The organism is Bradyrhizobium ottawaense (assembly GCF_002278135.3).
Classification (GTDB): Bacteria; Pseudomonadota; Alphaproteobacteria; order Rhizobiales; family Xanthobacteraceae; genus Bradyrhizobium; species Bradyrhizobium ottawaense.
Window position 1 is genome coordinate 6,874,997 of record NZ_CP029425.2, and the last position, 13,270, is coordinate 6,888,266.

At 64.7% G+C, this 13,270-nt stretch carries 13 protein-coding genes; 4 read left to right on the top strand and 9 right to left on the bottom strand.

The annotated features are described in order from the left end of the window. Positions 1-334 precede the first annotated feature (334 nt). The 7 genes from CIT37_RS32405 to fliI all read right to left on the bottom strand — a co-directional run bounded on the left by CIT37_RS32405 (position 335) and on the right by fliI (position 7,759). Positions 335-1,141 carry a transglutaminase-like domain-containing protein gene (locus tag CIT37_RS32405; protein WP_028142196.1) on the bottom strand — a complete coding sequence of 269 codons (807 nt, stop codon included), beginning with the start codon at positions 1,139-1,141 and terminating at the stop codon, positions 335-337. 447 nt (positions 1,142-1,588) lie between these two features. Continuing rightward, entirely contained in the window at positions 1,589-2,812 is a 1,224-nt protein-coding gene (locus tag CIT37_RS32415) for an NAD(P)/FAD-dependent oxidoreductase (protein WP_028142194.1), read from the bottom strand. A gap of 132 nt (positions 2,813-2,944) precedes the next feature. Continuing rightward, positions 2,945-3,904 carry a helix-turn-helix transcriptional regulator gene (locus CIT37_RS32420; RefSeq protein WP_028142193.1) on the bottom strand — a complete coding sequence of 320 codons (960 nt, stop codon included), beginning with the start codon at positions 3,902-3,904 and terminating at the stop codon, positions 2,945-2,947. Between the two features lie 174 nt (positions 3,905-4,078). Beyond that, a complete protein-coding gene (locus tag CIT37_RS32425) occupies positions 4,079-5,128 on the bottom strand; it encodes an anti-sigma factor (protein ID WP_095425222.1) in 1,050 nt (349 codons plus the stop codon). 37 nt (positions 5,129-5,165) lie between these two features. Then, entirely contained in the window at positions 5,166-5,711 is a 546-nt protein-coding gene (locus tag CIT37_RS32430) for a sigma-70 family RNA polymerase sigma factor (protein WP_095425223.1), read from the bottom strand. A gap of 181 nt (positions 5,712-5,892) precedes the next feature. Continuing rightward, positions 5,893-6,312: a flagellar export protein FliJ gene (fliJ, locus tag CIT37_RS32435; protein ID WP_008138882.1), complete on the bottom strand. Its 420-nt coding sequence runs from the start codon at positions 6,310-6,312 to the stop codon at positions 5,893-5,895. A 121-nt stretch (positions 6,313-6,433) separates the two neighbouring features. Next, positions 6,434-7,759, bottom strand: a complete 1,326-nt coding sequence (gene fliI / locus CIT37_RS32440) for a flagellar protein export ATPase FliI (protein WP_028142190.1) — start codon at positions 7,757-7,759, stop codon at positions 6,434-6,436. 440 nt (positions 7,760-8,199) lie between these two features. On the opposite strand from fliI, the gene ctrA reads away from it, so the two are divergent. The 4 genes from ctrA (at position 8,200) to CIT37_RS32460 (ending at position 11,049) form a co-directional block, all read left to right on the top strand. After that, complete coding sequence (gene ctrA, locus CIT37_RS32445) at positions 8,200-8,901, top strand: response regulator transcription factor CtrA (protein ID WP_008138878.1); 702 nt, start codon at positions 8,200-8,202, stop codon at positions 8,899-8,901. 173 nt (positions 8,902-9,074) lie between these two features. Continuing rightward, entirely contained in the window at positions 9,075-9,479 is a 405-nt protein-coding gene (locus CIT37_RS32450; protein ID WP_095425229.1) for a DUF350 domain-containing protein, read from the top strand. 1 nt (position 9,480) lies between these two features. Beyond that, complete coding sequence (locus CIT37_RS32455; RefSeq protein ID WP_095425224.1) at positions 9,481-9,885, top strand: hypothetical protein; 405 nt, start codon at positions 9,481-9,483, stop codon at positions 9,883-9,885. 3 nt (positions 9,886-9,888) lie between these two features. Further along, positions 9,889-11,049: a glutathionylspermidine synthase family protein gene (locus CIT37_RS32460; RefSeq protein WP_095425225.1), complete on the top strand. Its 1,161-nt coding sequence runs from the start codon at positions 9,889-9,891 to the stop codon at positions 11,047-11,049. A gap of 156 nt (positions 11,050-11,205) precedes the next feature. Here the strand turns inward: CIT37_RS32460 and CIT37_RS32465 are convergent, their stop codons facing one another. Beyond that, positions 11,206-12,078 carry a CheR family methyltransferase gene (locus tag CIT37_RS32465; RefSeq protein ID WP_028142186.1) on the bottom strand — a complete coding sequence of 291 codons (873 nt, stop codon included), beginning with the start codon at positions 12,076-12,078 and terminating at the stop codon, positions 11,206-11,208. After that, on the bottom strand, positions 12,075-13,265 hold the full coding sequence (locus CIT37_RS32470; RefSeq protein ID WP_028142185.1) for a protein-glutamate methylesterase/protein-glutamine glutaminase: 1,191 nt from the start codon (positions 13,263-13,265) through the stop codon (positions 12,075-12,077). Before CIT37_RS32470 ends, CIT37_RS32465 begins: the two co-directional genes overlap by 4 nt. Between the last annotated feature and the right edge of the window lie 5 nt (positions 13,266-13,270).

The window sequence follows — 13,270 nt, forward strand, 5'->3', positions numbered from 1 at the left end:
GGGCTCCCGTTAGCTTGAACTGGCTCAACGCCGCGGTTTGCAGTTCTGACGCATGGTGATTGAACCGACTTGCCGCTACAAAATGGCCGTCACCGCAATCAGCAGCACGAGAAAGACCGGCACCAACAAAGGTGGTACGAGCCACTCACGAATGTCGAATTTGTCGAAATCTGACATCTGACCGCCTTCTCTTGGGTTGAGGCGGGAGCGCGAAGCTCTCAGTCACCGATAACGGCCACGTAGCGCACGGTGATGCGAACTGTGTAGCAGTCTTCTAATCAGTTAGCGAGATCAATCTCAGCCGCCTGGCACCCAATCGCCCAAGGCGATCACTCTACACAAGTTCATCAGTCCACACCTTGAAGCTGACGAGCGTGTTGGGTCCGAAAGTCTGGGCAATCGGAACATCCGCCGCATCGCGGCCTTGTGCAATCAGGACGCGCCCAATTCGCGGAGTGTTGTTGCGTGCATCGAATGTGTACCAGCGACCGCCAAGATAGGCTTCGAACCAGCCTGCAAAGTCTCCGGGGGCGTGGGGCGGCGGGATGCCGATGTCGCCGAGATAGCCGGTGCAATAGCGCGCTGGAATGTTCAAGCAACGGCAGAATGCAATGGCAAGATGCGCATAGTCGCGACAGACGCCCTTGCCCTCGTTGAATACGTCCCAAGCCGTCATGGTGGCCCGCGCATGCTGGTAGCCGAATGCGATGTGATTGTGCACGAAATCGCAGATCGCCTGGACCCGTGACCAACCCGGCGCCACGTTCTCGAACAGCTTCCATGCGATGTCAGAAAGCCGATCGGTTTCGCAGTAGCGGCTGCCAAGCAGATAGACGATGGTATCAGGTGGCAGATCCTGCACCGCGCATTGCGTGGCGGAAGGCACAATGACATCAGGCAGCCCGCTATCGCGCACTGTGCCGTTGGCGGAAAGACGCATGCGGCCGGCGGGCGCGACAAATCGATTGCACCAGTTTCCAAAGCCGTCGCGGTAGGGCGAGATCGGCACGGGAGGCTCGGTGATGAGATAATCCGGCACGATGATGTCGGATGCCCGGGTGAAATGCATACCGACGACAGCAATCAATGGTGTGACTTGCTGGAATTCGTAGGTCATCTCGAAGCCAACCTGTATTTTCATGTTCAGGGCCTGCCTCGACTGCATTGACTCGAAATGGCTGCGGGGACGATCGCGTTGGCAACGGCGGCCGGCGGTCCGCTACTTCAAACTAGAGGCCTCCTTGGTGATGGCCGAGATTGAACTGCCAGACTTGCGAACGACGTTGGTAAATTGCTCATCCGATAGCTTGAGCCGCCTGCGCAGGATCCTGACCTGCACTTTATCTCTTAAATCCAGCGAATTGCGGAAATGGGTCGGCTTTGGTCTGTTCATATGTTTCTTTCGCGATGAGGGGATGGACTAGATCGCGCGACCAGGCGGGCGTTACGCCGCTCCTGCTGCGACGGCGACTGTCCGCTGCTCACGAAGATTTTGTCTCCGTCAAGCCAACATTCGCCAGGGAGCGACGTTCCTCCGTTTTTAGGATTATCTGGTCGTGAGCGGAGGGGCAGATACGCACGAGCCAGCTCAACGACGCGGAGCCCCGTAAGTCGGCGGCGGTGCCTGCACCGTCGGCGCAGCGGCGGCGAACAGCTCATCCTTGCTGCCGGTCAGCGGCGGATAGATGCGCTTGCGGTTGATGATGTTCTTGGTCGCCTTCGCAGCCTGACCGGTCGCCTTGACCTCGCGATCCCAGCCCTCGGTATAGAGCGCGCCCCAGCCGCCGAGATCGAGCACGGTCACGTACCAGTCGATCCGCAGCGGCAACATCGGCAGGCCGGCGAGATCGGCGACCACGTTGTGGCCGGCGAAACGACCCATGGGACGCGCGAACTGGCAGGACATCACGGTCGGATGCAGCCCGTCGACCACGCTGGAGGCGACGTCGCCGGCCGCGAACACGCCACCGACATCGGCAACCCGCATGAAGGGATCGACCAGCAGGCGCCCGAGCCGGTCGCGGGCGTCCGGAAAGCGCGCCGCCAGAGGGCTCGCACGCATCCCGGCACACCAGATCACCGTCTGCGCCGGAATGAACTCGCCGGAGCTCAAGCGAATGCCGGCGGCCTCGACCGAGACGACGCGCACGCCGAGACGCGTCTCGACGTCGAGCGCGGCCAACGCCGTCTCGATGATGGGACGCGCCAGCGCGCCGATGGTGGCGCCGACCGCGGGATTGGGATCGACCAGGATGATGCGGCGGCTGCCGGCGATGCCTGCCCGCGCCAGCCTGTCGGGCATCTCGGCTGCGACCTCGATGCCGGTAAAGCCGGCACCGACCACCACGACGGTCGACCGCCCCGGCGCGGGCGCGCTGCGGCCGAGCGAGGCGAGATGGTCCTCGAGGCGGAGCGCCGCAACATAGGTATCGACATCGAAGGCGTGCTCGGCGAGGCCTGGTATGTCGGGACGCATCACCTCGCTGCCGAGCGCCAGCACCAGGCGGTCATAGGCCAGCGTCCGCTCGCCGCTGCTCGTGACCAGCGAAATCTCGCGCCAGACCGGATCGATGGCTTCGACCTCGCCGATCTCGTGACGGACACCGACGGGATCGAGCAGCTTCGGCAACGGTATCGCGACCTCGCGGAGATCGACCTCGTAATTGCGCACCCGGATGTTGTGATAGGGATTGCGATCGATCACGCAGATCTCGATGTCGCTGACAGCACCGATCTCGTCGCGCTTGCGCGCGGCACCGATGGCCGCCCACAGGCCTGCAAATCCGGCGCCGAGCACGACGATACGCGCCATGTCCGTTGACTGCACTTTCCCAATGGAACGACGAGCGAACAACAAGCGATCGAGCGGTCTACCCGCACAGGTAGATATAGCTCATCGCCGCCAACGGGCCAACCGTGATCCGCAGAACGAAACCGGTGCGCCTCACGCCTCGCGCAATTCCGACGGTGTCGCGCCAAAGCGCTTGCGGAATGCACGGTTGAAATAGGACAAATCGGAAAAGCCCGAGGAATGTGCGATGTCGCTGATCTTGCGCGTCCTGGCGCGGGGATCGCCGAGCAGCTTGCGTGCCTGCAGCAGGCGCTGCTCCAGCACGAATTCGGTGAAGGTCGTGCCGGCCTGCTCGAACAGGCGTTGCGCCTGGCGCGGGCTGAGGCCCGAGCGCGTCGCGACCTCGGACAGGCAGAGATCGTTGCGGCCGAGCGCGGCCATCACATCGGCGCGCATGAGGTCGAGGCGCGCCGCCGCATGGCCGCGGCCGCGCGCAAGGCTGGCATGCTCGGCATCGGTGCCGAGCAGGAGGCCGACGAGATCGACCATATGCTGCGCGGTCAGGCGCTGGCCCACCGCGTCGAGATGCGGCGCGTGATTGGCAGCGAGCGCGTGGTAGCGGAAGATGGTCTCTGCGACGGCACCGTCGCTGAGCACTTGCGACAGCTTGTCCTCGGCACGCGGACTGATGTCGAGCAACGCGCGGCGCGGCATGCGGATGGTGGTGAAGCGGTTTTCATCGGTGTGACCGACGGTGCCGGTGATGCTCATGTCGACGAGCACCATTTGCGCGGGCGCAAGCTCCACGGTGTGGCCGTTCTGCCCGACACGCACGAGGCCGGCATGTGCGGCGATCAGCACGAGGTCGTCGCTGCCGTCGGCAAGGTGGCTCTGGGTGCGGGAATATTGCGCGGAGGCGCCTTCCGGAATGGCGAGCGCGATGTTGTCGACCACGCTGATCTGGAGCCGGCAATCGATGCTGTCGCCATGACTCGGCCCGATATCGAGGCCGCAGGCCCCGAAAGCCCGCTCGCGCCAATGTTCGAACGCAGGGCCGTGCGGCAGTCCCGTGTATTGGTGAACGAAGATGCCGGACGTTTTCGCTGCATCCATCTGATTTCTAGCCCCTCTCCGGCGTCACGATCGGCGGCGCCGACTGCAAATTCCGGGGATTTGACGCCGCAAATTGCGGCGAGGTTCAAATCGGGGGCGGATTCAGGCAGACTTGTCGGGATGCGACGGCGAAGCGGACCCTGACGACAGGGTCGTAGCCCGCATGAACGGCACCTATTTCTTCGCGGGCGCCTGCGGCTGGGACGGCGGCACGGTCTCGATCAGCTTGCCGGAAAACACCGGGGCCGAGGTCGGCCGGCCGTCGGGCGAGCCGCCGGCCTGCTCGACGGTGACCGCGTAGGTCGCGCCGTTGACGACGTCGGCATCATAGGAGGCGAGCAGCGGACGCGCGGTGAATTCGCCCGCGCCGATCACGCCGAGCGAGCGCGGGCGCGGCAGCTTGTCGGAGATCAGCCAGAGCTCGAAGCTCTTGCCGGGCTCCGGCGTCGCGCCGACCTTGCGCACCGTGAAATTCCGCGTCGCGCCGTCGATGGTGAGGATGAAGGCGGGGCCACCGCCCTGGCCCTGCAGCAGCGCGACATATTGCGCCGCGGCGGCGAGCGGTGCGGCCGGTGTCTTCACTTCCACCGTCTGGATGCGCGGCGCCGGACGTAAAGCCCCCGGCAGCGCGTCGGGCAGGAAGATCTGAAGCGATAGCGTCACCAGCAGCGCAGCCGCGAGCGCACCGACCGCGGATGCGATCGAGCGCCAGCGCTTCACGCGGCCCTCGAGACGGATCACGTTGGTGTCGTCGGCGATGGGCACCTGCGGCGTCCGGACGACCTCAGGATCGGGCGCATGGACCTGCGGCATGAACACCGGCGCGATGTCGGGTATCACATCGGATCCGGAGCGCATCGGCTCGGGCTGCTCTGCTTCGGGAGGCTGCGGCTCCGGTTGCGGTCCCTGCTCCAGCGGCGCTTCCGGCGGCGCGGCCTCGACGGGCGGGATTGGCGGCGGTACGATTTCGGCCAGAACAGGCGGCTGCTGCGCAAGCGCCGTGCGCGCGATCTCGGACCTGATGTTCTCCCACACGATCGGACGCGGCTCGACCGAGCCGACCATCTGGTTGAGGGCGCCGAGCCGATAGGCCCAGGCCTGCACGATGTCGGCGAACGCCGGGTCCACCGCCATCATGGTCTCGACCTGCGCGCGCTCATCGGCCTCGAGGGTGCCGAGCGCATATTCCGCGGCGAGCGCGATATGGTCCTCCGAGTAGGCCATCACATGCAGTCCAGAACCACCCTCACAGTATAAACCCTCATAGTCCGAGGCACTCCCGGATATCCAACATGCTGCGCCGGAGCCACGTCTTCACCGTGTTGACGGGAGCGGCGAATTTCTCCGCCAATTGCTCGCGGCTCCAGCCGTTGTAATAGGCGAGAAGCACGAGCCGCTGACGGTCCGGCTCGAGCCGGCCGACGCATTCCAGCAGCCGCTTCAACTCTTCGGTCATCTCCCGGCGCGCCAGCGGATCGGGGCTGTCGGCCGCGACCTCCATCGCCTGAGGCTCTTCCTCGATCGAGACCTCAGACTTCTTGCGCACGATGTCGATCGCACGGTTGCGCGCAATCGAGGCCATCCACGTGATCGGCGACGACAGCGCCGGATTGAACCCGCCGGCACCGTTCCAGATCTTGACGTAGGTCTCCTGAATGACCTCCTCTGCGAGATCCTGTCGGCGCAAGATACGGAGCACGACGCCATAGAGTTTCGCGCGCGTGGCGGCGTAGAGGCGCTCGAACGCAGCCTGATCGCCCTTCGCCACCGCCTCGATCAACCCGACCAGCTCTGCTGGCGTCAGCATTCAGCCCCCCGACACGCGGGCCATCGCGTTCCGCGCAGGCCCCGGCACTTCGCTACCATAGCGCGCGGCCAAGCCGTCCACCAAGGGGTGCGGCGCCGCACTGTGGATAGCACATGCGAAAACCCGGACCTTGCGGGTCCGGGTTTGGCAATAATTCCAGGATGGTCTGGCGGCTAGCGGCTCAGGCGACGGCGCCGATGCGGGCGCGCATCAGGCCGATGCTGTCGAGATCGGCCTGCTCGCGGGCATTTTCCTCGGCGCGCTCGCGGGCCTGGTCGCGCTCGTCCAGGAGCTCGACCTTCTTGAGCTCCTCGAAGGCCTCGGCCAGCGCGGCCTTGGCTTCGTCGAGCTGGCCCTTGAGCTCGTCCGCCGAGCGGGTCAGGTTCTCGCGGCGCTGAATGGCGGCCTTGGCATAGGTCGGATAGGCGAAGTGCGAGGGATCGTTGATCCCGGCTCGCTCCTGCTCGGTCGTGATCTCGCGCTCGAGATCGGTCGACATCCGCTGGAAGTCGGCGATCATGGTCTCGATCTGGGTGACCCGGCGGCGCTTCTCATCGACCTGAAACTTCTTCAGGCGGATGAGGGTATCTCGTGACTTCATCGACTCGTACTCCCCAGAAGTCCCCTCGCTGCACGTGGGACGTCACCGGTCTCCCCACAGGCCCAACAGGGGCCAAGACCGGCTCTGCTACTCTGTGGGATGGGATGATGACCTGACAAAGTTAGCGTTCCGTTTCCAAATTACCGAGGATTTGCGCCAATTGGCGATACCCGTCCGCCAGAGACGCATTTTCGTCCTTGCGCTGGCGCAGGAACGCCTCGAGCGGTTCGTGCAGGCGGATCGCCTCGTCGACCTCGGGGCTGGAGCCGGCCCGGTAGGCGCCGAGCCGGATCAATTCCTCCATGTCGGCATAGGTCGCCATCACCGCCCGCGCCTTCTGGATGGTCGGCCAGAACTGCGGGTCGGCCGATTTCGGCATGGTGCGGGAGACGGATTTGAGGATGTTGATGGCGGGGTAGCGGCCGCGCTCGGCGATCGAGCGCTGCATCACGATGTGGCCGTCGAGGATGCCGCGGACGGCATCCGCAATCGGCTCATTATGGTCGTCGCCGTCGACCAGCACCGTGAAGATCGCGGTGATGGCGCCCTCCCCCAGGCCCGGTCCGGCGCGCTCCAGCAGCTTCGGCAGCTCGGTGAAGACGGTCGGCGTGTAGCCCTTGGCCGTCGGCGGCTCGCCGGCGGACAGGCCGATCTCGCGCTGGGCCATGGCAAAGCGCGTCACCGAGTCCATCAGGCAGAGCACGTCCTGATCCTCGTCGCGGAAATATTCGGCGACCGCGAGCGTGAGATACGCCGCCTGGCGGCGCATCAGCGCCGGCTCGTCGGAGGTTGCGACCACCACGACCGAACGCGCGAGGCCCTCCTCGCCGAGGTCGTCCTGGAGGAATTCCTGAACCTCGCGGCCGCGTTCGCCGATCAGCCCGATGACGCTGACCGCGGCATCGACGTTGCGCGCGAGCATCGACAGCAGCACCGATTTGCCGACGCCGGACCCTGCGAAGATGCCCATGCGCTGGCCGCGGCAGCAGGTGAGGAAGGTGTTCATCGCGCGCACGCCGAGATCGAGCGGGGCGCCGACACGCTTGCGCGAATGCGCCGGGGGCGGCGCATTGCGGAACGGCATCGGCGAGGCGCCCTGCGGCAGCGGTCCCTTGCCGTCGATCGGCTCGCCCAGCGCGTTGACGACGCGGCCGAGCCAGGCCGACGACGGCCGCACCAGATTGGCGGCATTGGCGATGACGGCCTTGCAGCCGCGACGCACGCCGTCGAGGCCGGCGAACGGCATCACGACAGCATTGTTGCCGGAGAAGCCGATCACCTCGCAGGGAATCGAACGGTTGGCGCCGGTCTCGATCACCAGCCGCGCGCCGACCGACATCGCATGAATCGGGCCGGCCACCTCGACCATCAGGCCGCGGACACCGACGACGCGGCCATAGATATTGATGCCGTCGATGTCGCCGATCTGTTCGGCAAGCGCCTTCATAAGAGAGCCTTCATTAAGGACCGCGCCTTGGTCATCCCCAGGGTCGCCCTTTGCGATCCCCGGGACTTCACGGTGAAAACCTTAAGTTTCGCCATATTTCTGAACGGCGCTTAACTTCGTGTTTACCCGCATCATTAATCATTGCGTCACTGTCTTTGTGACTGAGCGTGACTCCCCTTCAGAAGAAGGCTGAGTCGCGGGAGTCGGTTAGGCCCGTCTCTTAAAGTGGAACTTGAACTGAGCTGGGTGACGAAAGCTGCTTCGCGCACAGGACCTTAGGGCGATTCGACAAAAATTGCACCCGGGGGACTTGCGTTCCAGAATCAGGATTTGTTAACCATCTGTTGTCAGGATCCGAATCAGTTGTTCAAAGGCGTTTTGTTGAGTGCCGCGAATGCGGCCGACCTGACGCCCAGGAGCGGCGACTATGGGGAACTGGCATGCGCGTTTTGCTGATTGAAGATGACAGCGCCGTCGCGCAGTCGATCGAGCTGATGCTGAAGTCTGAGAGCTTCAACGTCTACACGACCGATTTGGGGGAAGAAGGCGTCGATCTCGGTAAATTATACGATTACGACATTATCCTTCTCGACCTCAACCTGCCCGACATGTCCGGCTACGACGTGCTCAAGCAGCTTCGGGTCTCCAAGATCAAGACACCCATCCTGATCCTCTCCGGCCTCGCCGGCATCGAGGACAAGGTCAAGGGTCTCGGCGTCGGCGCCGACGACTACATGACCAAGCCCTTCCACAAGGACGAGCTGGTGGCCCGCATCCACGCGATCGTGCGCCGCTCCAAGGGTCACGCCCAGTCGGTCATCCAGACCGGCGACCTCGTCGTCAACCTCGACACCAAGACGGTGGAAGTCGGCGGCCAGCGCGTGCATCTGACCGGCAAGGAATACCAGATGCTGGAGCTGCTCTCGCTCCGCAAGGGCACGACCCTGACCAAGGAAATGTTCCTCAACCATCTCTATGGCGGCATGGACGAGCCCGAGCTGAAGATCATCGACGTCTTCATCTGCAAGCTCCGCAAGAAGCTGGCCAACGCTTCCGAGGGACGCAACTTCATCGAGACCGTGTGGGGCCGCGGCTACGTGCTGCGCGAGCCGCACGAGCACGAAGAGCGCATTCCCGCCTGATCTTCTGGGTTTACGTCGCGGGCCCCTTTCGGGCTCGCTCCTCCCAGCCTGGACCCCGCCGCAAATGGCGGGGTTTTGTTTTTTGGGGACGTGAAGGCGGCTTCGTCGCCGTCCCGCCATTGAACCGCTATGCTTCCCCCGCCGACGAATGGTCGCTGCACGATGGGGGAACGATGATCCTGCAATCACTGGCCGGCCTGCCCGCCTTCCTGGTCTATTTCTGCACCGGGCTGATCGCGATCGTGGCGTATCTGTTCGTCTATACCCGCATCACCGCGCATAACGAGTTCCAGCTGATCCGCGACAACGAGCCCGCCGCGGCGATCGCGCTCGGCCTCAGCCTGCTCGGCTTCGTGGCGCCGCTGGTCAGCGCCATCGCGCATTCGGCCAATGTGCTGGACTGCCTGATCTGGGCGACGATCGCGCTGGTCGTGCAGATCATCGTGTTCTTTCTCGTGAGAGTGCCGGTGCCGAAGCTGTCGGAGCGGATCGCCGCCGGCGAGCTTGCGCCCGCGATCTGGCTCGGGCTGTCCTCGCTCGCCGCGGGCCTGCTCAACGCCGCCAGCATGATCTATTGAGATGGCCGACAAACCGTCCAAACAGCAGTTCGGCAAGCGTCGGCCACGCCTGCCGCAGCCATTGCCGCTGCCGACCAAAGAGCCGACGAAGCGCTCAGGCCATGTCGCCCTGCTGGTGATGGGCACGCTCGCGGTCGGCACCACCGCCTACACGATGATGCCGCGGCAGAATTGCGAGCCCACACCCGGCGCCGTGCCGGGGCAGACGACCACGACCTGCACAAGCAGCAGCGGCAGCAGCTCGTCAGGCGGCAGCAGCTCGCGCTGGTCGTCGCGGTCGAGCTTCTTCAGCAGCGATTCTTCGAGCCATTCTTCGGCGGGAACGTCGTCGTCCGATTCCGGCCACAGCGGCGTCAGCCGCGGCGGCTTCGGCTCGTTCGGCCATGGCTTCTCTGGCGGCGGTTGATCCATGCAGCGCATCAATTGCCTGGAGCGCGACGACTGGCGGGAGACCGCGGCGCAATGCGGCTTCGTCTTCCACACCATCGACGGCGAACGCTATTGGGACGAGCGCGCTTATTACGGCTTCACGCTCGACGAGATCGAGCGCGGCATCGAGACGCCGACCGCCGAGATCGAGGCGATGTGCCTGGAGCTTGCCGGCCGCGTCATCGGCGAGGAGCGGTACCTGCGGCGCTTGCAGATTCCGGAAGCGTTCTGGAGCCTGATCGCCGAGAGCTGGCAGCGCGACGACCGCAGCCTCTATGGCCGGCTCGATTTGAAATTCGACGGCAAGTCGCCGGCAAAACTGCTCGAATACAACGCGGATACGCCGACCTCGATCTTCGAGGCCGCGGTGTTTCAATGGACCTGGCTCGAGCAGGCGATCGAGCGCCGCATCGTCCCTGTTCGCGCCGATCAGTTCAACTCCATCCATGAGCGGTTGATCGCGGCGTGGAAGGAGATCGCCGCGGGCCGTCATGTCCATCTCACCGGCACCACCGACAACTCGGAAGACGCCGGCACGCTCGCTTATCTCGAGGACACCGCGCGCCAGGCCGGCCTCTCGACCAGGTTGCTCGACATCGAAGAGGTCGGCTGGCGCGATGAGCCTGGCGGCTTCGTCGATCTCGACGAGGCCGACATCGCACTCGCCTTCAAGCTCTATCCCTGGGAATGGATGTTCCAGGATTCCTTCGGCGCGAAGCTGAAGGAGGCGCCGACGCGCTGGATCGAGCCGCCGTGGAAAGCGGTGCTCTCCAACAAGGGCATTTTGCCGCTGCTGTGGGAGATGTTTCCGAACCATCCCCATCTGCTGCCGGCGTTCTTCGAGGACGACGCGCGGGCAGCGGAGCTCGGAACGTCGTATGTCCGCAAGCCGCTGCTGTCGCGCGAAGGCGCCAACGTCACGATCGTGTCAGGCGGCGTATCGCTGGACGAGCAGGAAGGTCCCTACGGCGCCGAAGGTTTCGTGCGCCAAGCGCTCTCGCCGCTGCCGAATTTTTCAGGCTTCTATCCGGTGGTGGGAAGCTGGCTGGTGAACCACGAGCCGTGCGGATTGTCGATCCGCGAGGACGAGAGCCCGATCACCGGCAACCGCTTGCGGTTTCTGCCGCATGCGATTTTGTGATTTGTCATTCCGGGGCGCGACAAAGTCGCGAGCCCGGAATCCATGGTCCCAGGCGGATCGAATGGCCCCGCGTCTAACCACCTGCCTTTTACGATGGCCTGTGGTTATGGATTCCGGGCTCGGCGCTGACGCGCCGCCCCGGAATGACGAAGCAGCTCACCTCGCCGCAGCAATCTTCAGCGGCTGCGGCATCAATCCGCCCATGGGGCGGCCGGAGCGTGCGGGGTTGAGCTGGTAGAGACCGCGGCGGTCGGTGATGGGACGGAACGCATCGGTGATGCCGACGACGGATTCGGCGGCGCCAAGCAGCAACGTGCCGTCGGCCTCCAGGCCCTTCGCCATCCGCTCGAAGATCACCGCCTTGGTGTCCTGGTCGAAATAGATCAGCACGTTGCGGCAGAAGATCACGTCGAACGTGCCGAGATGGGAGAAGTCCTGCAGCAGATTGAGCTGGCGGAACTGCACCATGGCGCGAATGTCGGCATTGAGCTGCCAGGTCTCGCCGGCTTGCGTGAAGTACTTCATCAGGTGCTGGATCGGCAGGCCACGCTGCACTTCGAACTGGCTGTAGATTCCGGCCTTGGATTTCTCCAGCACCTCCTGCGACAGATCGGTGGCGACGATCTCGATGCGCCAGCCGGCCAACGCTGCGCCCATCTCCTTCACGCACATCGCGATCGAATAGGGCTCCTGACCCGTCGACGACGCCGCCGACCAGATGCGCAAGCTCTTGCGCGCCGCGCGCGCCTTGATCAGGCCCGGCAGGATGGTGTCGCGCAAGTGATCGAAGGGAATCTTGTCGCGGTAGAAGAAGGTCTCGTTGGTGGTCATCGCTTCGACGACGTCGGTGGCAAGCCGGCCGTCGCCGTTCCTGATCTTCAGCACGAGATCGGGAATGCCTGACAGACTCGCCTTGCGCGCCAACGGCAAGAGCCGGCTCTCGACCAGATATTGCTTGTCAGGGGACAGATCGAGTCCGGAGCGCTCTTTCAGGAACTTACGCAGATAGTCGTAGTCAACCGGCGTCACGCGCGATCTCCCGCGAACAGGCGGTTGACCTTGGCGCCGATCTGGTTGAGCGGCAGGATCGCCGCGCAGATGCCGGCATTGGCCGCCGCGCCCGGCATGCCCCATACCACGCTGGAGGCTTCGTCCTGCGCGATGACGCTGCCGCCGGCGGCAACGATGTCCTTGCCGCCGCGCATACCGTCCGAGCCCATGCCGGTCAGGATCACGGAGAGGATGCTGCCGTGCCAGATGTCGATGGCGGAGGTGAAGAGCGGATCGACCGCGGGCTTGCAGAAATTGACGGCGGGGCCGTCGTCGAGCGCGATCACGGTGTCCGCGCCGCTGCGCACCACGCGCATGTGCTTGCCGCCGGGCGCAAGATAAATCCGTCCCGGCTTCACCGGCTCGCCGTCGACCGCCTCGGCTGCCGGCTTACGGCTCGAACGCGCCAGATGCTCGGCAAGAATAGTGGTGAAAGTCGGCGGCATGTGCTGGGTGATCAGCACCGGGAAGCGGTCGATCACCGGGCCGAGCTCGGTGACGAGCGCCATCAGCGCCTGCGGACCGCCGGTCGAGGAGCCGATCAGCAGCACCTTGGGCGCCTGAGGGGAGAACGGGCGCATGGTGAGCGCCCCTGACGACGCAGCAGGCACCGCCGGAACGGGCGCTGTGGGCCGCGCAACAGGACTACGCGGGGCCGGAGCCGGGCTTGCGGGCGCCAGCGGCGGGCTTGCGACCGCGGCCTTGCGACGCAGCCGCGCACCGAGATGGCGGATCTTCTGAATCAGGTCGTGATGAAAGATGTCGGCGGCCGACGCCTCGCGCGTCGATTCCGGCTTCGGAATGTAATCGGCGGCGCCGAGCGACAGTGCCTTGAAGCTGATCTCCGCGTTACGGCGGGTCAGCGTCGAAGCCATGATGATGACGAGATCGCGCTTCTTCGCCAGCAACTGCGGCAGCGCCGAGATGCCGTCGAGCTCGGGCATTTCGATGTCGAGCACGGCAACGTCGGGATTGATGCGTTCGATCTGGTTGACCGCTTCGAGGCCGGTGCGCAGCGAGGCAGCGACCTCCATGTCGTGCTCGGCACCGATCCAGCGCGAGATCAGACCGCGGATGACGACGGAGTCGTCGACGATCATCACCCGCAGCGGCCCCGCTTCGCGCGAGCCGGTCGTGGTCGAATTACCTGCGAACGCAACACTCATTACTC